Annotated in this window: 22 protein-coding genes; 9 read left to right on the top strand and 13 right to left on the bottom strand. The window is 70.3% G+C overall.

Going from position 1 to position 24,759, the window contains the following annotated elements; all coding sequences use genetic code 11:
* Positions 1-7: 7 nt before the first annotated feature.
* The 5 genes from BLW44_RS04860 to BLW44_RS04840 form a co-directional block, all read right to left on the bottom strand.
* Positions 8-1,399, bottom strand: coding sequence for a DUF6716 putative glycosyltransferase (locus BLW44_RS04860; protein ID WP_060928669.1), 1,392 nt, complete (start codon positions 1,397-1,399; stop codon positions 8-10).
* Positions 1,396-2,268 carry an N-acetylneuraminate synthase family protein gene (locus BLW44_RS04855; protein WP_060928668.1) on the bottom strand — a complete coding sequence of 291 codons (873 nt, stop codon included), beginning with the start codon at positions 2,266-2,268 and terminating at the stop codon, positions 1,396-1,398. The genes BLW44_RS04860 and BLW44_RS04855 overlap by 4 nt, the downstream gene beginning before the upstream one ends.
* 85 nt (positions 2,269-2,353) lie before the next feature.
* A complete protein-coding gene (locus tag BLW44_RS04850; RefSeq protein WP_082724658.1) occupies positions 2,354-3,547 on the bottom strand; it encodes an acylneuraminate cytidylyltransferase in 1,194 nt (397 codons plus the stop codon).
* Positions 3,548-3,552: 5 nt separating this feature from the next.
* On the bottom strand, positions 3,553-4,908 hold the full coding sequence (locus tag BLW44_RS04845; RefSeq protein ID WP_074731607.1) for a polysialyltransferase family glycosyltransferase: 1,356 nt from the start codon (positions 4,906-4,908) through the stop codon (positions 3,553-3,555).
* On the bottom strand, positions 4,905-5,885 hold the full coding sequence (locus tag BLW44_RS04840) for a glycosyltransferase family 2 protein (protein ID WP_174521370.1): 981 nt from the start codon (positions 5,883-5,885) through the stop codon (positions 4,905-4,907). Before BLW44_RS04840 ends, BLW44_RS04845 begins: the two co-directional genes overlap by 4 nt.
* A gap of 154 nt (positions 5,886-6,039) precedes the next feature.
* Between BLW44_RS04840 and BLW44_RS04835 the strand changes: the two genes are divergently transcribed.
* Both BLW44_RS04835 and BLW44_RS04830 read left to right on the top strand, forming a co-directional pair.
* On the top strand, positions 6,040-6,933 hold the full coding sequence (locus BLW44_RS04835; protein WP_060927679.1) for a hypothetical protein: 894 nt from the start codon (positions 6,040-6,042) through the stop codon (positions 6,931-6,933).
* A gap of 37 nt (positions 6,934-6,970) precedes the next feature.
* A complete protein-coding gene (locus BLW44_RS04830) occupies positions 6,971-7,255 on the top strand; it encodes a DUF4229 domain-containing protein (protein ID WP_060927685.1) in 285 nt (94 codons plus the stop codon).
* Between the two features lie 63 nt (positions 7,256-7,318).
* Here the strand turns inward: BLW44_RS04830 and BLW44_RS04825 are convergent, their stop codons facing one another.
* Genes BLW44_RS04825 through BLW44_RS04810 form a run of 4 tightly spaced genes read right to left on the bottom strand, consistent with a single transcriptional unit; the run spans position 7,319 to position 9,739 of the window.
* The gene (locus BLW44_RS04825; protein WP_060927678.1) at positions 7,319-8,296 is read right to left on the bottom strand and encodes a 1,4-dihydroxy-2-naphthoate polyprenyltransferase; all 978 of its coding nucleotides are present in this window, start codon (positions 8,294-8,296) and stop codon (positions 7,319-7,321) included.
* A gap of 47 nt (positions 8,297-8,343) precedes the next feature.
* Positions 8,344-8,988, bottom strand: coding sequence for a dihydrofolate reductase family protein (locus tag BLW44_RS04820; protein ID WP_060927677.1), 645 nt, complete (start codon positions 8,986-8,988; stop codon positions 8,344-8,346).
* 60 nt (positions 8,989-9,048) lie between these two features.
* Positions 9,049-9,339 carry a DUF4287 domain-containing protein gene (locus BLW44_RS04815; protein WP_060927676.1) on the bottom strand — a complete coding sequence of 97 codons (291 nt, stop codon included), beginning with the start codon at positions 9,337-9,339 and terminating at the stop codon, positions 9,049-9,051.
* A gap of 37 nt (positions 9,340-9,376) precedes the next feature.
* The gene (locus BLW44_RS04810) at positions 9,377-9,739 is read right to left on the bottom strand and encodes a cupin domain-containing protein (RefSeq protein WP_074731605.1); all 363 of its coding nucleotides are present in this window, start codon (positions 9,737-9,739) and stop codon (positions 9,377-9,379) included.
* Between the two features lie 57 nt (positions 9,740-9,796).
* On the opposite strand from BLW44_RS04810, the gene BLW44_RS04805 reads away from it, so the two are divergent.
* A complete protein-coding gene (locus tag BLW44_RS04805) occupies positions 9,797-10,828 on the top strand; it encodes an ArsR/SmtB family transcription factor (RefSeq protein ID WP_060927675.1) in 1,032 nt (343 codons plus the stop codon).
* A gap of 13 nt (positions 10,829-10,841) precedes the next feature.
* Here the strand turns inward: BLW44_RS04805 and BLW44_RS04800 are convergent, their stop codons facing one another.
* Positions 10,842-11,324 (bottom strand): Lrp/AsnC family transcriptional regulator, encoded by a 483-nt coding sequence (locus tag BLW44_RS04800; protein ID WP_060927674.1) that lies wholly within the window; start codon positions 11,322-11,324, stop codon positions 10,842-10,844.
* A gap of 72 nt (positions 11,325-11,396) precedes the next feature.
* Between BLW44_RS04800 and BLW44_RS04795 the strand changes: the two genes are divergently transcribed.
* Positions 11,397-12,836, top strand: coding sequence for a DUF6421 family protein (locus tag BLW44_RS04795; protein WP_060927673.1), 1,440 nt, complete (start codon positions 11,397-11,399; stop codon positions 12,834-12,836).
* Positions 12,837-12,944: 108 nt separating this feature from the next.
* Positions 12,945-13,586, top strand: coding sequence for an SDR family oxidoreductase (locus BLW44_RS04790; RefSeq protein ID WP_060927672.1), 642 nt, complete (start codon positions 12,945-12,947; stop codon positions 13,584-13,586).
* Positions 13,587-13,615: 29 nt separating this feature from the next.
* Here BLW44_RS04790 and BLW44_RS04785 read toward each other — a convergent pair whose 3' ends face one another.
* The gene (locus BLW44_RS04785; protein ID WP_060927671.1) at positions 13,616-15,091 is read right to left on the bottom strand and encodes an MFS transporter; all 1,476 of its coding nucleotides are present in this window, start codon (positions 15,089-15,091) and stop codon (positions 13,616-13,618) included.
* A gap of 92 nt (positions 15,092-15,183) precedes the next feature.
* Here BLW44_RS04785 and BLW44_RS04780 point away from each other — a divergent pair, with 92 nt between their 5' ends.
* Complete coding sequence (locus BLW44_RS04780; RefSeq protein ID WP_060927670.1) at positions 15,184-16,251, top strand: threonine aldolase family protein; 1,068 nt, start codon at positions 15,184-15,186, stop codon at positions 16,249-16,251.
* A 76-nt stretch (positions 16,252-16,327) separates the two neighbouring features.
* Here BLW44_RS04780 and BLW44_RS04775 read toward each other — a convergent pair whose 3' ends face one another.
* Positions 16,328-16,930: a DUF4916 domain-containing protein gene (locus tag BLW44_RS04775; RefSeq protein ID WP_060927669.1), complete on the bottom strand. Its 603-nt coding sequence runs from the start codon at positions 16,928-16,930 to the stop codon at positions 16,328-16,330.
* A 113-nt stretch (positions 16,931-17,043) separates the two neighbouring features.
* Here BLW44_RS04775 and BLW44_RS04770 point away from each other — a divergent pair, with 113 nt between their 5' ends.
* Positions 17,044-17,700: an alpha/beta hydrolase gene (locus BLW44_RS04770; RefSeq protein WP_060927668.1), complete on the top strand. Its 657-nt coding sequence runs from the start codon at positions 17,044-17,046 to the stop codon at positions 17,698-17,700.
* Between the two features lie 255 nt (positions 17,701-17,955).
* Entirely contained in the window at positions 17,956-19,662 is a 1,707-nt protein-coding gene (locus BLW44_RS04765) for an ABC-F family ATP-binding cassette domain-containing protein (protein ID WP_060927667.1), read from the top strand.
* A 2-nt stretch (positions 19,663-19,664) separates the two neighbouring features.
* Here BLW44_RS04765 and BLW44_RS04760 read toward each other — a convergent pair whose 3' ends face one another.
* Entirely contained in the window at positions 19,665-20,075 is a 411-nt protein-coding gene (locus BLW44_RS04760) for a DUF6157 family protein (protein ID WP_060927666.1), read from the bottom strand.
* A 69-nt stretch (positions 20,076-20,144) separates the two neighbouring features.
* Between BLW44_RS04760 and BLW44_RS04755 the strand changes: the two genes are divergently transcribed.
* Positions 20,145-24,737 (top strand): ATP-dependent helicase, encoded by a 4,593-nt coding sequence (locus BLW44_RS04755; protein ID WP_060927683.1) that lies wholly within the window; start codon positions 20,145-20,147, stop codon positions 24,735-24,737.
* Positions 24,738-24,759: the final 22 nt, after the last annotated feature.

The following is a 24,759-nucleotide window of genomic DNA, read 5'->3' as shown; positions in this document are numbered from 1 at the left end:
TGCCGGATCAGCGCCGGATCGAGTCGTGGAACGGGTTCGGCTCGAGGGTGAAATCGGTGCTGGCATCCGCCCAGGTGCCGCCGCCCGCAGACTGACGGCCCCGACGCAGCACACCGAGCGCGCGCGTGACCGGCACGCCGACGGCGAGCGCGGCAGTGCCGCTCAGCGTCCGGTCCTCGGAGCCGAGCACGCTGGCCCGGTGCCACGCCTCGTGAAGCGCTCCACCCCTGGCCTCCGGCACCCGTCGGTGCGGCAGCGCGCCCGCCCGTCGCAGGGCGACGAGCTGCTCCACATGCTGCCACCACGTCGACTCCGCTGACGGATGGAAGTAGTTGTCGCGGAGCCAAGCCGGATGCGGATGCCGGAAGCGCCCTGCCACGACCTCGCTGCGCCCGCCGAGCAGACCGCTGCCGACGAACACGGTGTTCAGCAGGCTCTTGCTCACCCCGAACGAATCGAGGGCGATCACCGGCACACCGGATGCCACGGCTTCGACGGCCGCGGTCGAGCTCACGGTCACGAGCCCTGCCGCCGTCGACAGCGCCTGCGCCATCGAGCCGTACGAGACGACGAGGTTGTCGGGCAGTCGCGCGGGGAGAAGGTCGAGGTACGGGTCGCGTTCGAGGTGGGTCTCGGTCTCACCCGGCCGCGAGCGCAGCTTCACCACCACGCGGCGGCGGGGGTCGGCCTCGGCGGCGCGCACCAGGGTCGCCGCGATCTCGGCGCGCTCGGCCCGCGCGACCGGCACCAGCGCCTGGGCGGCGAACACGAGGTCGGTCGCCGGCATCCGCACGGACCTCGGCTGCTCCGGTCGCTCGGCGACGAGGGTCGCCGTCGGCCGAACGGCGTCGGCGGAGAGCACCTGCATCCGGTCTCCGGCGAGCACCCGGGAACGGGTCCGCGCGAACGGCAGCGTCGCGAGCGCAGTCGGCACGTGCACGCCGATGCGCTCGCCCAGTTCGGTGAACGCCCGCTGCTCCCGGTGCGAGTGCACCACGAGCAGGTCGGTGTGCCGGCGGTAGTCGAGTGCGCCGCGCTGAGCGGGAATGGCCATGCCCGGGAGCCCGGCGACGACGACCGGACGGTGCGTGAGGCCGTCGACCACCCGGCCCATCAGGCGCACGAACGGCCCGCGACCGGCGAGCAGCACCACGTCGGGACGCTGCCCTTCGAGCCATCCGGCCGCTCGCGCGAAGGCCACGCGGGTGACGTCCTCGGCGAGCATCCCGGTGCCGGACAGGGCCGTGCGCTGCTGCTCGACGCTCGCCGTCAGCGGCGTCTGCACCAGCAGCAGATGGCGACGGATGCCGGGGACGCTGCCGAGCAGCGACGCCGACCACTTCACGAACGAGTCGGCGTCGGCGATCGCGACGACCCTGAGCGCCCCCGAGCCGGTCATGCCGGAACGCGACGCAGCTTCGCCATGGGCGCGCGCTCGCTGTCGAAGACGCGCTTCACCCCGTCGCCGAGTGCGGTCTCGATCACGCGGATGTCGCGGACGAGGTGCTCGAGGCCGGTGGGCTCGAGCGATGCGGCGTGATCCGAGCCCCACATGGTGCGGTCGAGGGTGATGTGCCGCTCGACGGCGACTGCGCCGATCGCGACGGCGGCGAGGGAGATCTGCAGACCACGCTCGTGACCGGAGTACCCGACAGGGACACCGGGGTAGCGGTCGCGCAGCGTGGCGATCGCGCGCAGGTTGGCCTCTTCCGGCTCGAGCGGATAGGTCGAGGTGGCGTGCATCAGGACGACGCGATCGGTGCCGAGCGTCGCGAGCGCCCGGTCGATCTGCTCGATCGTCGACATGCCGGTCGAGAGGATGATCGGCTTGCCCGTCTCGCGCAGCGCGAGCAGCAGCTCGGTGTCGGTCAGGCTGGCCGAGGCGACCTTGTGCGCGACGACGCCGAGGTCCTCGAGGAAGTCGACGCTCGGCACATCCCACGGGGAGGCGAACCAGTCGAGACCGAGCATCGTGGCGTGGTCGCCGATCGCGATGTACTCGTCGCGGCCGAACTCGACCCTGCGGCGGTAATCGAGGTAGCTCATGGTGCCCCAGGGCGTCTCGCGCGGGACGTCGCGCATGTGCTCCGGCGTCGAGATCTCCGGCGTCCGCTTCTGGAACTTCACGGCATCAGCCCCGGCCTTCGCCGCGACGTCGATCAGGCGCTTGGCGATGTCGACGTCGCCGTTGTGGTTGAGGCCGATCTCCGCGATGAGATAGGCGGGATGACCGCCTCCGATCACACGTGATCCGATGCTGACAGTCATGATTCCTCCGGTCGTCGAAATGGCCTTCTCCCCTGAGTACGCGCCGGGGGTGAACGGCGCGCGACAGGAGGGTTACCGGAGTCGGTCACCCAGGCAACACCCGTTCGATCAGCTCACGCACGGCACCATGACCGCCGCTGCGGCGCAGCACGACCCTCGCCGCCTCCTGCACGAGCGGATGCGCGTTCGCGACCGCCACCGGCCAGCCGACGATGCGCAGCGCCGGCAGGTCGTTGACGTCGTTTCCGAGGTAGGCGATGTCGGCGAGCGGGATGCCGGACTCCGCGGCCCACGCGCGCAGCGCCGCCTCCTTGTCGTCGATGCCGTGCAGCACCGGCACACGGAGCTTGTCCGCCCTGGCCCGCACGACGGCGTTCACCTCGGTCGAGAGGATGAGCATCGGGATGCCCGCTCGCCGAAGCAGGGAAACGCCCATCCCGTCCTCCCGGCTCACCCGCACGCGCTCGACGCCGTCGGCATCCACGCTCGCGGTGTCGTCGGTGTGGACGCCGTCGAAGTCCGTCACGATCGCGCGCACGGGGATGCGCTCCTCGCTCTCGTGCAGGGCGGCGAGCGCGCGGGCGATCCGCAGCTGCTGCTCGTCGTCGATCTCGATCGCCGTCCACTCCGGCACCTCGGCGATGCGGATGCGACCGAAGAAGCGATGCTCAGCCGCCCGGAAGCCGTCGGCGCGGAACACGTAGAACGCCCCCGTCTCGAGGTGGTGCGGCTCCCTGTCCTGTCGACGCGGCCGATGGGCGGCGTCGTGGTTGAGTGCCACGGCGGCGCCGGCGGCATCCCTCCCCCACAGGAATCCGTAGGTCTCGTGGGCCGCGAAGACGGTGTCCGCGTGACCGTCCCGGACCTGCTGCACGGCATCCGTCAGGGCGTCCGCGGGGATGAAGGGCGAGGTCGCCTGCAGGAACGCGACGATCCGGATGCTGTCGCCACCTGCCTCGAGCTCGTCGAGCGCGTGCAGGATCGCGCTCTCCGACGAGGCCGTGTCGCCCGAGAGCTCCGCCGGACGACGCACCACGCGGGCTCCGGCCGCCGAGGCGACCGCGGCGATCTCGTCGTCGTCGGTCGAGACGACCACGAGGTCGATGCCGTCGGCTGCGAGCGCGGTGCGCACGGCCCGTTCGATCAGAGGCACGCCGCCGACCCTGCGCAGGTTCTTGCGCGGCACGCCCTTCGACCCGCCACGGGCCGGGATGATCGCCACCGTCATCCCGTGGTCCTCGACCCGCTGGGCATCCGCTCTGTGCTGTTCCGTCGCCATGATCCTCATCGTCCTCTGAGGGCGCGCCATGCGCGCCCGATCCTGCGGCGGCCGCCCGCCGCCGTGAGCCGCAGCTGCTCGATCCTGCCGATGCCTCCGACCGGGCGCAGCGCGCGGCGCACGACGGTCTCGCGCGGAGCCCCGGGGAGCCGCAGCTCGGCGAGGCGGTCCGGTGCGAAGTAGCGGTCGCGGTCGGATGCGCTGATGCCGGCCAGCAGCTCCTCGGCCCGCGGACGCAGGTGTGCGGCCACCACGGGCTGCATGGCGTAGCCGACGGCGTCGACCAGCAGCTGCAGCCGCTCGGGATCGGCGAACGGCGAGTCCGGCCGGGTCAGAGCGTCCACGATCGTCGCGGGTATCCGGTTGCTGTTCTCGTAGGGGCTGAGCCGCGCGAGCACGGTGTCGGCGCCGACCGCGTCGATCGTCCTGCCGAACAGCGTGCGCACGGTCGGGAGCGCCGTGGAGAATCCCGCGATGACGGCCTGCGCGTCGATCCGCTCCGCCAGCAGCTCTGCGGCGAGCGCCCCCCGGTACTCGTGGAACGCGACCCCGTGCGCCTCGGCGCGGGCACGCAGCGCGTCGGCGAGGCGGGGCGGGGCCGCAGGGTGCGGCTTGAACACGACGTGCTGCGCCCCGTACCCCACCGCCCTGTCGATCATCCGCTGCTGCAGCGCGATCTCGTCGCGGTCGCTCACGAGACCGAGGGCCGACAGGTACTGCCCGAGCACGAGCGCGCTCGGCTCACCGTGCACCCGGTTCTCGAGGCCGGCCGTGTCGTCGAGGCCGGCCGCGGTCTCGGCCAGCGCCGCCGCGAACAGCGCTGGTGGCACCGGCACCGGTGTCGCCGTCGGCGCGGCGACCAGCGGCGTCACCCCCGGCACGACATCCGCATGCACGACCCTGCCGATCCGGGCGGTCACCGTGTGCGGCAGCAGCACGCGCATCGGCGAGTACGTCATCAGCCCGTCGCCGATGATCGTGATGCGCGCGTGCGGGAAGAGCGACAGAAGAGTGCGGGCCGGTGCGACCTGCGGACTCTGGACGAGGATCTCCAGGTCGTCCTCCAGCGCCCAGGCACGGGTCAGGAGTCGACGCAGCACCGGCAGCTCGGCGCCCTCAGGCTGCCAGGAGCTCGGATGCAGCGGTCCGAGCACCGTGTCGAGCCCCTCGATGCGGTCGAACCGCGCACGCAGGCTTGCGAGCGCCGGGTCGTGCGCGATGCCGACCGAGAGCTCGGGCACCGTCGACGAGACGAACGGCATGAGGATCCGCTCACCCCGTGCGCCGAGCAGGTCGCCGTCGAGCGCGGCGGCTGCCGTGGCGAGGCCGTAGGCGCTGTGCAGGGCGAAGAGCTGGGTCATGCCGCGTGCCCCACCGTGCGCAGGAGCGGCGCGAGCACGCGGCGTCGCGGACCGTCGAGCCGGGCGAGCACTGCCGATGCCTCCGCCTCGGGCAGCCGGCCGAGAAGCGAGCGGATGCCCGAACGCATCTCCGCGCGCAGGCCCGGCGTCATCCGGCGGGCTCGCACGAGGTGCCGCGAGCTGAGAGCGAGCACGGTCCACACCGCCTTCGGCAGGAACCGGTCGGCCTCGACATCCGCCTCGACCAGGTCGAGCACCTCCCCCATCGCCCGCACGAAGTCCAGCTGCCGGCGATCGCGGACCTGAGTCAGCGACGTCGCCACCCCTCGGCGATACAGCAGGGCGGGGGCGTCGACCACGGCGAACGAGCGGGCCTGCAGGTGCAGCCGCCAGATCCAGGGGCGGTCCTCGGCGGTGAAGAGCCCGGGGGTGAAGTCGGCGATGCCCTCGTCGATCAACCGCCGGTGCAGCAGGCCCGCCCACGCGAACGGATAGTCGACCATCGTGGGCTCGTTCTCGGGCAGGATCGCCGACCGCGGAGAGGCGACGGTGCCGCGCCAGGGGTACGGCGCCGACACGACCGCGCGCGCACCGCCCTTGACCGTGACGTGGTCGGTGCGGAGGAAGTCGCAGTCGAGCTCCTGCAGGCTGCGAGCGAGGACGGCCAGCCGCTGCGGCTGCATCCAGTCGTCGCCGTCGAGGAAGCAGAACGCGTCGCCCTCGACGTGTGCGAGTCCTTGGTTGCGTGCCGTCGCGAGGCCGCGTGGTCGTGGATTGACGATGACCTCGGCATGGGGGAATCGCTCCGCGTACCTGCGCATCAGGGTCCCGGTGTCATCCCGCGAGCCGTCATCGATCGCCACCAGCTTGAGCGCCGTCGGATCGTCGAACTGCCGTGTCAGCGTCTCCAGGGTCGTCGCGATGTACGCCCCCGCGTCCTTGGCGGGCAGGATGACGGTGACGAGCGGTGTGCGCACGGATCTCCCCGGGGTCGACGGTCCCGGCATGCTCTCAGGGGTTCCTTGCCGGTCGAGGAAGGGCGGGTGAACGCTCGGTGACCGGCGATGCCGCCCACCGAGCGACGGCGCACGCTGATTCGCGCCGCCGTTCCCGATCGGCGACGATGGGAGCATGCTCTGGCCGTTCGGAACCACCTGGCGCCCGGTGCGGCAGAAGCGCCGCAGCACCGTGGACCTGCGATGGCTCAGTGCGCGGTCGTGGACGCGCCGCTGGTATCCGCAGGGCATCGACCTCGGCCTCTGGCACGGTCGGCGCACCCTCGCCGTGAGCTGGTTCCGTCAGCAGCTCGACGGTCACCATCTGGCCTCGCGCATCGCCTTCGTGGACCTCGAGAGGTCACGCCACCTCGACGTGCTGCTCGCCGTCGAGGAGGACGGCGAGCTCCAGCCGGCGCAGATCCACGCGGGCGGCCTCGCCTGGTTCGACGACCGGCTGTTCGTCGCCGCGACCGGACGCGGCATCTGGGAGTTCGACCTCGGTGGCATCCGACGGGTGCGGGGCTCGGAGGCACGACGTCTCGCCGGCGCACGCGGGCGCGGTCTGCGCGCCACGGCTCTCGTCGCCGTGCGGCGTCGCGTGCATCCGATCGACATCCGCTGCTCGTACCTCGGGCGCGTGTTCGATGACGACGGCACGCCGCTGCGTCGCGTGCTCATCGGGGAGTACACCCGCGACGAGAAGGGACGGATAGCCGAGTTCACGGTGCCGGCCTCCGACGACGAGGACTTTCACGAGGAGACCCGCTTCACCCCCGGCATCCGGCAGATGCAGGGCGCGGTGCGGTGGGGCGGGCGCCACTTCGTCTCGCAGTCCGACCGGATGCGCCCTGGCGTGCTCTGGACCGGGGCACGTGACGCCCTCGTGCGGGACCGGGTGCCGCTGCCGGTCGGCTGCGAGGATCTGGCCCTCGACCTCGACGCGAAGATGCTGTGGTCGCTCGGGGAGCATCCGTGGAAGCGCGTCGTGCGCGGCATCCCGTTCTCGAGCCTCGGCGTCGAGGGCTGACAGCAGACCCCTCAGCTCGCGAACGTAGACTGTGGGAGTGAAGAACCGCGCGCCTTTCCTCGTCTACACCGTGCTGCGCCTCCTGGCATTCCTCGTGCCGCTGGCGATCATGTGGTTCTTCTTCCCGATCTTCCGGGAGTTCTGGTGGCTCGCCGCGATCTTCGCCGCCCTCATCGGCGTCAGCATCTCGATGCTGTTCCTCCGCGAACCTCTGACCGGCGCGTCGACGCGACTGGTCGAGCGCCGCGAGGGCCGCAGCTCGGCCGGACAGGACGATGCGGATGCTGAGGACGAGGCGATCGACGACGCCGACAGGCGCTGAGCCGCAGACATCAGGTGGTGACCCCGGCCCTCACATGCGGGCCCCGGGAAGTGAGCGCTCGGGTCAGCCGACGAACGCCCAGAACAGCGCACCGGCGTACAGCAGGGCGGTGAGCGACGTCAGCGCCAGAGCGACGACCAGCTCCTTCGCCTGGCGGTACGTCCAGACGATCAGCACGGCGGGGAGGCCGGCGAGCAGCGCAAGCAGGCCGATCCACGCGATCGGGTAGAGCAGCGCGATGAAGGCCAGGATGCCGAAGGGCACGAGCACGAACAGGGTGAACAGCACCTGTGTCGCACGGCGACCGATCAACACGGTCAGGGTGCGCTTGCCCACCACCCGGTCCTGATCGATGTCGCGCAGGTTGTTGGCGAGCAGCACGGCGCAGGCGAACAGGCCGGCCGCGATCGCTCCGAGCCAGGCCTGCTGCGGCAGCGCGAACGCCTGCACCCACGTGGTGCCGAGGGTCGCCACGAGCCCGAAGAACACGAAGACGAACACCTCGCCGAGGCCGAAATAGCCGTACGGACGCTTCCCCCCGGTGTAGAACCAGGCGGCGATGATGCACGCGGCGCCGATCGCCAGCATCCACCACTGCTCCGTGCGCACGACGATGGCGACGCCGACCGCCGCGGCGAGCGCGAAGAAAACCAGCGCGGTGACGAGCACGGTGCGCGGCTTCACCCGCCCCGAGGCGGTGAGGCGGGCGGGGCCGACGCGCACGGCATCCGTGCCGCGGATGCCGTCGCTGTAGTCGTTCGCGAAGTTGACGCCGATCTGCAGCAGCACGGCGACGGCGAGGCAGGCGAGGGCGATGACCCAGTGGAACTCAGGACCCGTGCTGCGCGCGGCGCCGGTGCCGATCACCACGGGGGCGACGGCGAGCGGCAGAGTGCGCAGCCGTGCGGCGCCGATCCAGTCTCCGATGGTCACCGGTCCCGCTTCGATGACGGGGCGTCTGGCCGGATTGCCGCTCGCCCGCTTGGCGGGGTTGCCGCTCACGCGGGGCTGGTTCTTCTTGCGCTTCGAGGATGCTGCCACGCAGGAATCCTACTGGGGGTGTCGATGGACCCCGTCGCGCACGGTGTTCAGTCGCGGCGGAAGGTCACGTGCGTGACGCCGCTCTCGGCGACCTCCGCACGGAATCCGTAGTCCTTCTCGACGCCGCGCAGGTCGTCCCAGATCCGCTCGCCACTGCCGATCACGAGCGGATTCACCGCGAGGTGCAGTCGGTCGACCAGCCCGGCGTGCAGGAACTGCCGCACCGTCTCGACGCCGCCGCCGATGCGCACATCCGCCTCACCTGCAGCAGCCAGCGCCTGCTGCAGCACCTCCTCCGGCGTCGCGGACAGGAAGTGGAACACCGTGCCGTTCGCGAACTCGATCGAGTCGCGGGGCGAATGCGTCAGGACGAACACCGGGACCTCGAACGGCGGCTCGTCGCCCCACCAGCCGCGCCACTCCGCATCGTCGGGGTGCTGGTGCAGCCCGAACATGCCCGCCCCCATGATCTCGGCGCCGATGTTCTCGAAGTACTCCTGGGCGTACCGGTCGTCGAGACCGGTCGTGCCGGCTCCCGAGTCGTCGCCGAGCACCCGGCTTCGGAAGGTGCGGGTCGCGGTGTACGCGGCGACCAGGCGCGACCAGTCCTCGCCGAACGGGTTCTCCGCGGTCTGGTCGGTGGTGGTCGCGAATCCGTCTAGGGACACGTTGAGATCGACGCGGACTGCCATGTGGTTCTCCTGGTGCAGGTACGGGATCGGGATCGGGGTGGGGAAGCTGGTGCGGGCCGGTCAGGCGTTCGGGTTGGTGTCCTTGCCGTCCAGCCACAGCGTGTCGGACTTGTCGCCGTGCGCACCCGGCTTGCCGACGTGCTTGTCGCTGATCTTCGGCCCCTTGAGGATGACGTGCACCATCGCCTGCGCGTGGCCGTGCCCGAGTGCGTACTCCTCCTTCAGCCAGTTGAGGACCACCGTGGACTTCGTGGTCTGGTCGAATCCCTGCGCCGCCGCGAGCTCGATGAACTGGCGAGGGGTGAGGCCGGTCTGGGTCTCGACCTTGTCGAGGTATGCCTGGAAGGACATGGGTGCTCCTGGGTGTGTTGTCGGGTGGCGTGGTGGATCAGTCTTCGGAGAGGAACGTCTGGATGATCGTCGCAGATGCATGGATGCCCATGAGCCGCAGCATCCCTGTCCCCGCGTTGACGAAGCAGTGCGGCACGTAGGCAGGGCCGGTCGCGGTGTCCCCCGCGTGAGCGGTGAAAGTCTCCCCGCCGACGGTGATCCGCGCCGTGCCCTCCAGCACGACCCAGGTCTCGGAGTACGGGTGCCAGTGCAGCCCCGGACCTTCGCCCGGCTGGTTCTCGACGAAGAAGTAGGAGATGTCCGCCTCGTGCTCGGCGCCCTCGAACCGCCGACTGCGGCCGCTCGCGATGCGGATGTCGGAGTCTGCGACGATGGTCGCGCCCTCTGCCCTGCTGTTCATGAGCCCAGTCTCGACAGCAGCGTCCGGTCCTCCTAGAGTTTCGATGTGGATCGAAACATGAGGCGCCCGGGCGTCGGCGGGCCGGTCGAAGGCGTGGAGCATCCGGACCACCGGGTCGAGTTCCATCTCAGCCCCGGAGACATCCAGGCCGTGCGGTTCGGGATCTCCCCCGGGCATGAACTCGCGCATGCCGTGCGGGTGCTGCTGCGGCCGGAGCAGCACCCGCTGCAGTGGGGCTGGCTGCGGGCGGTACGTGACCGCCTGCCCAGGGAGAGCTTCGGACTGCTCGCCACCGTGATCGGGGACGATGGCTACCTCCCCGATTTCCTCACCGCGACACCGCGGTGGGACATGACACCCGAGGCCGAACTCGAGGCACTGCGCCTCAGCGACCTCGACCCCATGCGCGTCGACTTCGGCAAGATGGTGCTCCGCTCCTCCGGTCCTCGTCAGAGAATCCTGCGCGAGATGCAGGAACGGCCCCGACGGGCGCGCGCGATGATCGCCGACGCGTGGTCGGAGGTGTGGGATGCCGTGCTCGCCCCGGTGTGGCCCCAGCTGGAGAGACTGCTGCGCGCCGACATCTCGGTGCGCTCCCGCACCATCGCGACCGCAGGGATCGCCGGGATGTCTGCGGGCCTGCACCCGAAGGTGAGCTGGGGCGACGGCGCGGTGCGCGTATCCCTTCGCCGCCACAGTGAAAGGGTCGACTGCCGCGGGGGCGGTCTCGTGCTGGTGCCATCGGTGATGTCGTCGTGGGGATGCATGGTGCTCACCGAACCTCCGGCCCAGCCGACGCTGTTCTACCCCGCACGCGGCGTGACCGCCGGCTGGGCGCGCGATGCGCAGGACGTGGCCGACGCACTCGGAGCGCTCCTCGGTCCCGCCCGCGCGTCGATCCTGCTCGCTGCCGGGTCCGCGCGGACCACGTCCCAGGTCGCCACGGACGCGGGGATCGCGGCATCGACCGCATCCCACCATCTCACCGTGCTGCGCGATGCCGGTCTCGTCTCGAGCGAACGCGCCGGCGCCCGGATGCTGCACCTGCGCACCCCGCTCGGCGAGGCGATGGTCGGGGCGGTGCTGTGACGTCCGCCGATCGCTAGTCGGACGCCTCCGAGCCCTCGGGCTCGTCCGGCGTCACCGTGACGATGGGGCGGTGCTCGTAGTAGGTCTGCAGGACGACCGTCGTGCGGGTGCTCACGTTCGCCGCACCTCTGATGTCGCGGACCAGCTCCTCCAGCGCGCGCGGGGAGGCGACTCGCACGAACAGCATGTAGCTCGCGTCGCCGGCGATCGAGTGACAGGCCTCGATGGCGGTCAGGTGCTCGAGGAGCTCTGGCGCGTTGTCGGGCTGAGCAGGATCCAGCGGCGTGATCTCGATGAAGGCCGAGAGCGGAGCGCCGACCAGTTCCGGATCCAGGATCGCGCGATACCCGGCGATCACCCCGCGCGTCTCCAGTCGCCGCAGCCGCGACTGCACGGCCGACACCGACAACCCGACCGCCTCGGACAGCTGCGAGAGCGTCGCGCGGCCGTCTCGGGAGATCTCGGACAGGATCATGCGGTCGACAGAGTCATCCATGGTGTAATAATATCGTGTGGATTCCGTTTACACAGGAATCTTTCCGTCAGAAGTCTCCGATCGGAGGTCCCGATGTCCATCATTTCCGCCAACAGCTCCGCTGCACAGGCCATCGTCGGCGAACCCGAGGTCGTCGAGGACGCCTCTGTCGCCGAGCAGAGCGCCGCCTGGGCCCAGCTCAAGGATGCGGCCATAGCGATCCGCGAGCTGCAGATCAAGGACGGCTCGATCCCAGATGCCGCACACCACGCCGCCGCCCGCGACCTGGTCGCGGCGATCACCGCGGGCATCCGGGCACTCGCCCCGGCCTTCCCTCACGACGCCGACTACCTCGCCGCCTCGATCGCGGACTTCGACCGCTGGGTCGCCGAGGGCTTCGGGGTGCCGGACTTCCTCGACTCGCTCGTGGCCTTCCAGCCGCAGCAGCACCGGATCGACGGCATCCGCCACCTGGTCGTGTTCCCGATGTACACGCAGAACGGCTCCAGCGACCGCCTCGTCGAAGCACTGATCGTCGAGACCATCTGGCCGGAGTTCATCGCCGCACTCGAGGCGGGCGACTACGGCAACAAGCTGTTCGTCTCGCTGCGGCTGGTGGACTTCACCCCCGGTTACGACACGAACTCGGCCGTGCTGTTCCCCGAGACGGTCGCGATGCGCGAGATCCCGAGCTTCACCTGGGGCGCGATCTTCCAGGATCGCGAGGCTGCGCGTTACCGCCGTGTCACCCGCGCAGCATCCGAGATTACCAAGCTCGACCTGCCGGAGCGGGCAGCGGCGATGCTCGACGACCAGGCGCTCACCGAGCGTGCCTTCGTGATGTGGGACATCATCCACGACCGCACGCACATGCGAGGCGACCTGCCGTTCGACCCGTTCATGATCAAGCAGCGCATGCCGTTCTTCCTCTACTCGCTCGAGGAGCTGCGGTGCGACCTGACCGCGTTCCGCGAGTCGGTGAAGATCGAGCGCTCGCTCGACGCCCGCCGCGCTGCCGGTGAGGAGCTGACCTCGTCGGAGCAGGAGATGCTCGACCACGCCGGGCTCGTGCAGTACGCGGTGATCTTCGACCGCATCTTCCGGTTCGCGATCACCGGTTCCCGCGTGCGCAACTACGACGGACTCGGCGGTCAGCTGCTGTTCGCGTGGCTCCACCAGCGCGGCGTGCTGCACTGGACCGACACGGCGCTCGCCTTCGACTGGGAGGCCGTGCCCGACGCGGTCGTCGCCCTCGGCGATGCGATCGACGAACTGTACTGGCGCTCGATCGATCGTCCGAAGACGGCGCACTGGCTGGCCGCGTACGACCTCGTCCGCTCCGTCCTGACCCCGAACCCCGCCTCGCGCTGGGCACGTGGTCTGCCGGACGACATCCTCGCCGGCGCCCCCAAGGGGTTCACCGACGCGGTGCTGGATGACGAGTTCCCCCTGTCCATGTTCTTCGAAGCCCTCGACAAGAAGATGAAGCCGGTCATCGAGTCGACCGTCGGCATCCGGGGCACCGACGACTGACTCGAGTCGCGCATTTCTGGGGTTCGGCCGTCTGCATCGGCCGGACACAGCGTCTGCGGCCATCCTTCGGGGTGGCCGCAGAACTGTATCTACACGAGAGTTGAGCACATGAGCGTCACCGACCGGACCGTCCTTCTCGCCGGGGCCACCAGCGCCTCGGGCATCGCCCTCACCCGCGCGCTCGTCGACGCCGGGGCACGCGTGGTCGCAACCGGGCGATCGGCAGAGCGCCTCGCACCGCTGCGCGCGATCGGCGCACGGGTCGAGGTCGCCGACGCCACATCGCTCGAGGCGATGACCGAGCTGGCCGCCCGTCTCGGCGGAGTCGATGCGGTGCTCCCGCTCATCGGCGGTTGGCGCGGTGGCGGTGGTCTGGCCGGGCAGACGGATGAGGACTTCCACACTCTCCTGCCGGCCTTCGACGCAGTGCGTGCCACCAGTCGTGCGTTCGACACCGCGCTGCGCGCCTCGGATGCCGGCCGTTTCGCGATCGTCTCCTCGACAGCGGTCGGTCGTCCCCTGGCGGGCGGCGCGACCTATGCCGCGGTGAAGGCGGCGAGCGAAGCGTGGACGAGGGCGGTCGCGCAGGGCTTCGCGAAGGCGGCGCGGGATGCCGGGGAACCGCTGCGCGCAGCCTCGGTCGTCTTCCGCGCTAAGGCGCTGGACCCGGAATCACTTGTGCCGCAGGTGCTCGCTCTCTGGGACGTCGACGCCGCGGCCCTCAACGACCAGGTCATCACGCTCGACTGATCGTCGGGTTGCGATCTCCGCCGCGCGCGTCAGCGGACTTCCGGCGGCAGCCCGCGGAGGGGTGGAGGCGCCTCCACCTCGGAACCACGCTCGGCGCGCTCGTTCCTCGTCCCGCTCTCGCCCACGTCTCCGCTCTCGGCCGCGCCTTCGTTCTCGCCTCCGTTCTCGCGCCCGTTCTCGCCGAGATCCTGTTCCGGGGCGTTCGCGTAGAGCTCGGTGAGCTGGCGGTATGACTTGGTGAAGAACGCCAGGGTCGCCGCGATGACCATGATGATGCCGGCGAACAGGCAGATCAGGGCGATGCCTCGCGCCTCTCCTTCACCGAGGAGCCACTCCCACCGCCGCTGCCCGGCATCCGTCTTCATGTACGGGATGATCAGGAATTCTGCGATCGGCGCGATCAGGAACGCCGTGACCGGGGCGGCGGCAGCTTCCATCGCGGCGGCGACCCCGAACACGCGGCCCTGGCGGTCGTAGCGCACGACCTTCTGGATGATCGTCTGCTCGGCGGCTTCGACCGGCGGCACGAGCGCCATGTACACCCACATGCCGATGACGTAGAGCGGCCACCACTCGCGCAGCATGAACACCGATCCCAGTATCCCCATCGCGATCACCACGAGCAGCAGCGTGCGCATGGGCTTCGGACCGAGTCCGAACTTGGCGACGAGCCCGCCGCCGATCAGGAATCCGGTCGACGCGAACGCCAGCGCGAAGCCCCACATCTGGGCATCGAAGAGCGTGAGGCCGTAGGGGTCCATCAGCGCCATGTACACGCCGCCGATGAGGTTGTTGAACGTCGAGAAGATGATGAGCGCGAACAGCCCGGGCGCGAGACGGATGGCCGTCACGCTGCCGCGGAAGTCGAGTGCGCTCTTCGCGTCGGGGTCGGGCTTCGGCGCCCCCTCCGGGATGCGGATGAAGAGCAGATGCACGAACGTGAGCACCATCGCGCCGATCGCGATCGCGAGTGTCCACCCCATGCCCAGGAAGCCGATCGAGAGCCCGGAGAAGACGCTGGTCACCAGGAACGCCAACCCCTGGACGGTGCCGACCAGCCCGTTGGCATTCGCCCTGCGCTCCTCGGGTACGAGCAGGGTGACCGTGGTCGAGAGCGCGATGTTGCGCAGCTGCTCGATGACACCGCCGAAGAGGATGATCGCCGAGAAGAGCCAGAACCACGGGCCGCCGAGATCGAGCAGCGCGGCCTCCTGCTGCCACACGTACAGGGCACCGGCGATGAGGAACGCGACGGCCGAGATCACGCTCGAGAGCAGCATGACGGTGTGCTTGCGGTTGCGGTCGACGATCGTGCCGAAGATCATCGCGAAGAAGGCGATGAGCAGCATGTAGGCGCCGCCGATGATGCCCGTGGCCAGCACCGACTGGGTCTCGATGTAGACCCAGAACGTCAGCGCGAACCACAGGAAGCTCGTCGTCACGTTCGCGATGAGCGTGTTGACGAGGACGTTGGCGAACGCCGTCTTCGCTGCGGTGCGATCCATGGGTCCGAGGGTAGGCGGGGCCGCGGACATTCGGAAGTGCTGTATGCCGGCCCCGGGCATTCACGCGGGGCGTCCGGGCCTAGGCTTGTGCAGTGACTATTCAGCATGACCCCGCGGTTCGGGGCTTCGCCAGCGACAACTATTCCGGCGTCCACCCCGAGGTCCTCGCGGCCATCGCCACGGCCAACGGCGGCCACCAGGTGGCCTACGGCGAGGATGCCTACACCGAACGTCTGCAGGAGGTGTTCCGCTCGCACTTCGGCGAGGGGGTCGAGGCCTTCCCGGTGTTCAACGGCACCGGCGCGAACGTGACCGGCCTGCAGTCGATGCTGCCCCGCTGGGGCGCTGTGATCGCGGCATCCACCGCGCACATCAACGTCGACGAGGGCGGTGCCCCCGAGAAGATCGGCGGCTTCAAGCTGCTCACGGTCCCGACCGACGACGGCAAGCTGACCCCCGAACTCGTCGACCGCGAGGCCTGGGGCTGGGGCGACGAGCACCGTGCGCAGCCGCTCGTGGTCTCGATCACCCAGTCGACGGAGCTCGGCACCCTCTACTCGGTCGACGAGATCCGCGCGCTCGCAGACCACGCGCACGAGCGAGGGATGACGCTGCACCTCGACGGAGCGCGGATCTCGAACGCGGCCGCCGCCCTCGACGTGCCGCTGCGCACCTTCACGCGCGACGCCGGCGTCGACGTGCTGAGCTTCGGAGGCACGAAGAACGGCGCCATGCTCGGTGAGGCGATCGTGGTGCTGAACCCCGAGGCGTCGACCGGCCTGCGCTACCTGCGCAAGTTCAACATGCAGCTCTCGTCGAAGATGCGCTTCGTCTCCGCACAGCTCATCGCGCTGCTCGAGGGCGACCTCTGGCTGCGCAACGCACAGCACGCCAACGCCATGGCGCAGCGCCTGCGCTCGGCGATCGACGCCGGTATCGCCGCCGGCGAGATCACCGGAGTGACCTTCACCCAGCCGACGCAGTCGAACGGCGTGTTCGCCGCGCTGCCGGACGGCGTCGCCGACCAGCTCCGCGCCTCCTTCCGCTTCTACGACTGGGATGCCGCCCGCAACGAGGTGCGGTGGATGTGCGGATTCGACACAGAGGAGTCGGACGTCGACGCGTTCGTCGCAGAGCTCGCGAGGCTCACCTCACGCTGAGCGTGTCGCGTACGAACGAGGCCCCCGCCACCTGATCCGGTGTCGGGGGCCTCGTCGTATGCAGGGGTTGAAGCTGTCAGCGCAGCAGGCCGAGGTTCGCGAGCGCCAGTCGGATGAGCGTGCCGCGCCCACCCTCCATCTCGGCGGCGACGGCATCCGATCCGGCAGCCTCGGGCGAGAACCACGTCACCTCGAGCGCATCCTGGCGGGGTTCGCAGGTTCCGGTCACGGGCACGACGAAGGCGAGCGACACCGCATGCTGACGGTCGTCGTGATAAGCGCTGACCCCAGGGATCGGGAAGTACTCGGCGACCGTGAACGGCAGCGGCTGCGGCGGCAGAAGCGGGAAGGCCATCGGACCGAGGTCGTTCTCGACATGTCGGAACAGCGCGTCGCGGATCGTTTCGCCGAAGCGCACGCGCCCCGACACGATCGTGCGGGTCATCTCTCCCATCGGCGTGGAGCGCAGCAGGATGCCGATCTCGGTGACCTGACCCGAGCCGTCGGTGCGCACCGGGATCGCCTCGACGTAGAGCATCGGCAGGTGACGCCGGGCCTCGGCGAGCTCGAACTCACTCAACCAGCCGGGGTTCGCGTCGCGCGACGGCGGCTGAGCATCGCCGAAGCCCTCGATCCCGTCGTCGGGCTCAGGGTCGGGATCAGGTGTGCGGACGGCCATGTGTCCTTTCTACCAGCCGTGCCCGCGAGCCGACACCGATCGACGCCCGCGACCGGCATACGATCGCGCCGCCGGCAGGACGCGCTGTCGTCGGCCGCTGGCAGGATGGAGGCGTGAGCGAAGAACTGGTGATCGACGGCCTCCTCACGCGCTGGTCGGCGAACGAACGCGCAGGGATGCCGTTGCTCGTGCTGCTGCACGGCTATGCCGCCGACGAGCACGACCTCTTCGGCCTGCTCCCCTACCTGCCGGATGGCATCGCCGTGGCATCCGTCGCCGCTCCGCTCACTCCCCCGTGGCCGATGCCAGGGCGCTCCTGGTACGCCATCGAGGACCTCACCGAGCCCGACCCCGCGACGGTCACCGCCGCGGCAGAGGCATTCCTGCGCTGGCTCGCCGACGCGGCCCGGGACGCACCGTCCGTGGCGCTCCTCGGCTTCTCGCAGGGAGCCGCCGTCGCATTGCAATCGCTGCGCCTCGCACCCGAGCGCGTCGACGCCGTCGTCGCGCTGAGCGGGTACGTCGCATCGGGCACTCTCGGGGGCGACGAAGTGCTCGCCGAGACCCGTCCGCCGGTGTTCTGGGGCCGCGGGACGAACGACGACGTCATCCCCGCGGCGCGCATCGCCCACACCGCCGACTGGCTCCCGTCGCATTCGGATCTGTCCGGCCGCGTGTACACAGGACTCACCCACAGCATCTCCGAGGCCGAGCTGGGCGACGTGCACACCTTCCTCACGAAGTGGCTGGAGCGCTCCGCGGCATCCTGAGGCCCCACGATCTGCGCGACACGCCCGGGGTTGCGAAACTCCGACACGCCCGGGTATCGTCGTGGAGTCCTGTCCGCCGTGTCTGGAAGTCCTTTGATCTGATCCGTCGCCTCCGCGCTCATTCTCTCGCGCGCTGACCCGACGATCGCCGACTCCACGGCAGACCTCGCCCGCCGTTCTTCTCGACGGCATCCCCGCTCAGACGGGATCCCGGGCGACCGGTGTCAGTGCACCCCGCACTCGACAGGAGACACCATGTCAGTTCCCACTCTTCACGCGTCGGTCACTCTCGACCGACTCACCTTCACCTGGCCCGACGGCACGGCCGCGCTCGATTCCGTCTCTGGCTCGTTCGGCTCCGGCCGCACCGGGCTCGTCGGCCGCAACGGCGCCGGCAAGTCCACTCTGCTCCGCCTCATCGCGGGGGAGCTCAGCCCGACCTCCGGGTTCCTCACGACGACCGGCGAAGTCGCCTACCTGCCCCAGCAGCTCACGCTCGACGTCGATCGTCGCGTGGCCGAGCTGCTGGGCGTGGCCGACGCACTGGATGCCGTCAGGGCGATCGGTGCCGGCGACGTCGACCAGGCGCACTTCGACGCGGTCGGCGACGACTGGGACATCGAGGCGCGCGCCGAGATGTCGCTCGCGGAGGCTGGGCTCGCCCCCGACTTCCTCGACCGGCGCATCGGGGAGTTGTCGGGCGGCGAGGCCGTGCTCGTCGCCATCGCCGGCATCCGCCTTCGCAAGGCTCCGATCACGCTGCTCGACGAGCCGACGAACAACCTCGACCGCGCGGCACGCGCCGCGCTCGCGACGATGGTCAGGTCCTGGAAGGGCACGCTCATCGTGGTCAGTCACGACCTGTCGCTCCTCGAGTTGATGGACGATACGGCCGAGCTCTACGCCCAGACGCTGAGCGTCTTCGGCGGCCCGTACTCCGAGTGGAGGGCATGGCTGGACGCCGAGCAGGAGGCGGCGCGGCAGGCGGAGGTCACAGCCAAGCAGGAGTTCCGCAAGGAGAAGCGTCAGCGGATCGAGGCCGAGGTCAAGCTGGCGCATCGCGCTCGCACAGCCAAGAAGGCGGAGCTCGAGAAGCGCGTGCCGAAGATCGTGGCGCACGGTCGCAAGATGGCTGCTGAAGTATCGGCGGGCAGACTGCGCACCGAGGTCGGGGCCAAGGAGGATGCCGCGAGGGCCGCGCTCGACGAGGCAGGGCGGCGGCTCCGATCGGACGCCTCGATGAAGATCGAGCTGCCGGACCCGGAGGTCTCGCGCAGCCGTCGTATCGCGTCGATCGGCGACGGGGAGCGATCCTGGATCATCCAGGGCCCCGAGCGCGTCGCACTGATCGGTCGGAACGGCGTCGGCAAGACGACTCTGCTCGAGCGGCTGGTGGCGGATGCCGCGGGCGGCGTTCACAATTCAGCACAGATGCCGCCGATCGGTCCGGATGACCGGCGTGAGGGCGCGGCCGCGGATTCGATGCTGAATACGGAACAACTGGCGCCCGGTCCGGAACGACCGGGGCTGACCGCGACAGCTCTCACCGATCGCATCGGCTACCTGCCGCAGCGTGTCGACGGCCTGGACGAGCACCGGTCCGTGTTCGAGAACATCGCGGATGCGGCGCCCCAGGTGCCCGAGAAGGAGCTGCGCAACCGGCTCGCGCGCTTCCTGATCCGTGGGGCCATGGCCGAACGCCCGGTCGCGGCGCTCTCCGGCGGGGAGCGGTTCCGGGTGGCGCTGGCGAAACTGCTGCTCGCAGATCCAGCCCCGCACCTGGTCGTGCTCGACGAGCCGACCAACAATCTCGACATCGACACGGTCGACCAGCTCGTCGAGGCGCTGCGCGCCTACCGCGGTGCGGTGCTCGTCGTGAGCCACGACGATGCGTTCGTCGCGAGGCTCGATCTCGGGCTCGTGCTCGAGATCGAGCCGGACGGCTCCGTGATCGAGCGCTGAGCTCAGGTCCGCCGGCTCCGCATCGCCCTGGTATGGGCGATCGCGGGGTCGGCGGCGAGAAGCGCGTACTCCTCCGAATCGCGCGGCACCAGCGCGACCCGCCCGTCGGCGTCATGGGCGATGCCCCAGCCGTAGCGCTTGCCGAGCGGCGACGAGCGCAGACACGGCTGCCCCTTGGCGAAGAAGGCCTCGCGTGCGCCGACGTCGTCGGGGTCGATCCCGTTCCGCAGTGCGTGCGTGGCGAAGATCACGTCATCCGACGTCCGCGCATACGGCTCTTCGGCGATCAGGCGATAGTGCAGAGCCGCGATCGTCGGGTTCTCGCCCGAGGGCGGCTCTTCGGCATGATCGGTCGGGCAGTCCTCCGACACCTCGATGAAGGTGCTCACGTAGTTCGTGGTGTGCGACGCCATGCATACAGGATGCCCGTGGCCACCGACAATGGCGACCCCGATGTCCGTGGCACCGACGATGATGGAGGGATGAGCGACGTGCTCGAACGGTTCACCCCTGCCACCCAAGACTGGTTCCGGGGTGCCTTTCCCGCACCCACACCCGCCCAGGCCGGCGCCTGGAACGCGATCTCGGCGGGCAAGCATGCGTTGGTCGTGGCGCCGACCGGCTCCGGCAAGACGCTCTCCGCCTTCCTGTGGGCGATCGACAGCGTCTTCCGCGAGCGCACCGAGCAGCCCACCCCGGCTGCGAAGCGCACGAAGGACGCCGACGTTTCGCGCACGCGGATCCTCTATATCTCGCCGCTGAAGGCGCTCGGCGTCGACGTCGAACGCAACCTGCGCTCCCCTCTCATCGGGATCGGCCAGTCCGCCCGCCGCCTCGGCGTCGAGGCACCGGCGGTGACCGTCGGAGTGCGCTCGGGCGACACGACCTCGAGCGATCGGCGCAAGCTCGTCGCCGACCCGCCCGACATCCTCATCACGACCCCCGAGTCGCTCTACCTCATGCTCACGAGCCGCGCCGGCGAGACGCTGCGCGACGTGCACACCGTCATCATCGACGAGGTGCACGCGGTCGCGGCCACCAAGCGCGGCGCCCATCTGGCGGTGAGCCTCGAGCGGCTCGACGCCCTGCGCCGCATCAACGGGCACGAGTCCCCCGCCCAGCGGATCGGCCTGTCGGCGACCGTCCGCCCGATCGACGAGGTCGCCCGCTTCCTCGGCGGAGCCGCGCCGGTCGAGATCGTCGCCCCGCCGGCATCCAAGACCTTCGAGCTCGGAGTCGTCGTCCCGATGGACGACATGACGAATCCGCCGCCGCCTCCCGGTGCACCGAGCGACGCAGGAGAAGGCCCGGATGCCGAGTACACCGAGGTCACCGGCTCGGTGTGGCCGCATGTCGAGGAGGCGATCGTCGACCGCATCCTGCAGAACAAGTCGACCATCGTGTTCTCCAATTCCCGTCGGCTCGCCGAGCGGTTGACCGGCCGGCTGAACGAGATCTACTCCGAGCGCATCGGGGTCGCGCTGCCCGACGCGACGGTCCCTGCGGCGATGATGGCGCAGGCCGGCGCCACGGCGGGAGCGGACCCGGTGCTCGCCAAGGCGCACCACGGCTCGGTGTCGAAGGAGCAGCGTGCGCAGGTCGAGGAGGAGCTGAAGTCCGGGGTGCTGCGCTGCGTGGTCGCGACGAGCAGTCTGGAGCTCGGCATCGACATGGGGGCGGTCGATCTGGTCATCCAGGTCGAGGCTCCGCCGTCTGCAGCCTCCGGTCTGCAGCGCGTCGGCCGTGCGGGCCACCAGGTCGGGGAGATCAGCCGGGCTGCGCTGTTCCCCAAGCACCGCGGAGATGTGCTGCACACGGCGATCGTGACCGAGCGGATGCTCGCGGGCAAGATCGAGGCGATCCAGGTGCCGCGCAATCCCCTCGACATCCTCGCGCAGCAGACCGTGGCCGCGAGCGCCCTGGGCGAGATCAGCGTCGAGGAGTGGTTCGAGACGGTGCGACGCTCCGCACCCTTCCAGTCGCTCCCCCGCTCGGCATACGAGGCCACGCTCGACCTTCTCGCAGGCCGCTTCCCCTCCGACGAGTTCGCGGAGCTGCGGCCCCGGCTGGTGTGGGATCGGGATGCCGGCACTCTAACCGGCAGGCCTGGAGCGCAGCGGATCGCGGTGACCAGCGGCGGGACGATCCCCGACCGCGGCCTGTTCGGCGTGTTCGTGGCCGGCGAGACGACCGGCGCCCGCGTCGGCGAGCTCGACGAGGAGATGGTCTACGAGTCCAGGGTCGGCGATGTCTTCACGCTCGGGACGACGAGCTGGCGGATCGCCGAGATCACGCATGATCGCGTGAATGTGATCCCCGCGTACGGCCAGCCCGGCAAAGTTCCGTTCTGGCACGGCGACGGGATCGGCCGCCCCTTCGAACTCGGCGAGGCCCTCGGCCGGTTCTCGCGAGAGGTGTCGTCGGCGACCCCCGAGAAGGCGGCACAGCGGCTGATCGATGCCGGACTCGACGAGCAGGCGCGGTCGAACCTCATGGCGCATCTCACCGAGCAGCGCGAGGCCACGGGCACTCTGCCGACCGACCGCACGCTGACCGTCGAGCGCGGTCACGACGAGGTGGGCGACTGGCGGGTGATCCTCCATTCCCCGTACGGCATGAAGGTGCACGCCCCGTGGGCGCTCGCGATCAACGCCCGCATCCGTGAGCGGCTGGGCGTCGAGGGATCTGCGGTGGCGAGCGATGACGGCATCATCGTCCGCATCCCGGATGCCGAGACGGAGCCGCCGGGTGCCGAGCTGTTCGTGTTCGATCCCGACGAGCTCGAGCAGCTCGTCACCCAGGAGGTCGGTGGGTCCGCACTGTTCGCCTCCCGCTTCCGCGAGTGCGCCGCCCGCGCCCTGCTCATGCCGCGGACGAACCCCAACCGCCGCACCCCGCTGTGGCAGCAGCGCCAGAGGTCGGCGCAGCTGCTCGAGGTCGCACGACGGCATCCGACCTTCCCGGTGATCCTCGAGACCCTGCGCGAAGTGCTGCAGGACGTGTACGACCTACCGTCGCTGCGCCGGCTCGCGGTGTCCATCGCCGACCGACGCATCCGCCTGGTCGAGACCCAGCCCTCGCAGCCGTCGCCCTTCGCGCGCGATCTGCTGTTCGGCTATGTCGGCGCGTTCATGTACGAGGGCGACTCGCCTCTCGCCGAGCGTCGCGCCGCCGCCCTGTCGGTCGATCCCGCGCTGCTGGGCGAGCTCCTCGGCACGGTCGAGCTCCGCGAACTCCTCGATCCCGAGGTCATCGCGCAGTTCGAACGGGAGGCGCAGCGCCTGGACCCGGAGCGGCGCGCGCGCGGACTCGAGGGCGTGGCCGACCTGCTGCGGATGCTCGGTCCGATGGACGCCTCCGAGATCGACGCCCGGCTCGACCCCGAGACCGGCGACGCGTCCACGCACCTCGACGCCCTGATCACCGCGAGACGCGCGATCCCGGTCACCGTGGCCGGCACGACCCGCGTCGCGGCGATCGAAGACGCGGGCCGTCTGCGCGATGCACTCGGCGCAGCGCTGCCGACGGGGATCCCTGTCGCGTTCCTCGAACCGCTGGCGGACCCGCTCGGAGACCTCGTCGCCCGGTACGCCCGCACCCACGGCCCTTTCACGACGGATGCGATCGCCACGCGCTTCGGCCTCGGTGCGGCCGTGGCCCGCCACACCCTGCAGCGTCTTGAGCACTCGGGGCGACTCACGAGCGGGTACTTCCTGCCCGAGGCGTCTGGCACCGGGAACGAGACCGAATGGTGCGACACCGAGGTGCTGCGCCGACTCCGGATGCGGTCGCTCGCCGCGATCCGCGGCAGCGTCGAACCGGTGTCTCCCGAGGCGTACGCGCGGTTCCTCCCCGACTGGCAGCACCTCGGTCGGCCTCTGGAAGGCCTCGACGGCGTGCTCGCAGTCATCGAGCAGTTCGCCGGCGTCCCCATCCCCGCGAGCGCGTGGGAATCGCTCGTTCTTCCCTCACGGGTGCGCGACTACTCCCCCGCCCTGCTCGACGAGCTCACGGCAGCGGGCGAGGTGATCTGGTCGGGTCACGGCACGCTGCCCGGACGGGACGGTTGGGTCTCGCTGCACCCGGCCGACCTCGCCCCCTTCACCCTGCCCGAGCCCGATGACGAGATCGCCGCCGACTCGCTCGAGGCCCGCGTGCTCGCAGCGCTCGAGGCGGGGGGTGCGTACTTCGCCGGGCAGCTGAAGGAGATGGCAGGTGCCGAGAACGAGCAGTCCGTGCTCGAGGCGCTCTGGTCGCTGACGTGGGCTGGACGCGTGACCAACGACACATTCGCGCCCATTCGCTCTCTCCTCGCCGGCGGTTCGCAAGCGCACCGCGTCACGCGACGCTCACCCCGCACGCGTACCTACCGGGGCATGTCACTGGCCCGCACCGCACCACGGCCGACCTCGATCGGCGGACGCTGGTCGCTGCTCCCCTCGGTCGAGACGGATGCCGCTCGTCGCGCCACCGTGACCGCCGGCCTGCTGCTGGATCGCTACGGGGTGGTGACGCGCGGTGCCGTGCAGGCCGAGGGCGTCCCCGGCGGATTCGCCCAGACGTACCGCGTGCTTGCCGGCTTCGAGGAGGCGGGGCACTGCCGCCGCGGCTATGTGATCGAGAGGCTCGGCGCCGCCCAGTTCGCCGCCTCTGCGACCGTCGACCGGCTGCGCACCTTCGCCGGCCTCGCCGATCCGCCACCGCGGGCCGCTGTCACGCTCGCTGCGACAGACCCTGCCAACCCGTACGGCGCAGCCCTCGGATGGCCGAAGCGCGACGACGTGTCGCATCGCCCCGGTCGCAAGGCCGGAGGCCTGGTCGTGCTCGTCGACGGCTCGCTCGTGCTGTACCTCGAACGCGGCGGCCGCACGGTGCTGTGCTTCACCGACGACGCCGACGTGCTGCGCGCCGCGGCAGCCGACCTCGCGGCGACCGCCCGCGCGCGCCGACTCGACACCCTCACGGTCGAGAAGGTCAACGGAGACGGTGTCTACGGCACCGAGCTCGCGCTCGCACTGCAGGAGGCGGGGTTCGTCGCGACACCGCGCGGCTACACCCTGCGCAAGGCGATCTGACCGACCCGATGATCGCTGCTTC

The sequence above is a fragment of the Microbacterium hydrocarbonoxydans genome (assembly GCF_900105205.1).
GTDB lineage: Bacteria > Actinomycetota > Actinomycetes > Actinomycetales > Microbacteriaceae > Microbacterium > Microbacterium hydrocarbonoxydans.
This window is presented reverse-complemented; position numbering and strand designations above follow the sequence as displayed.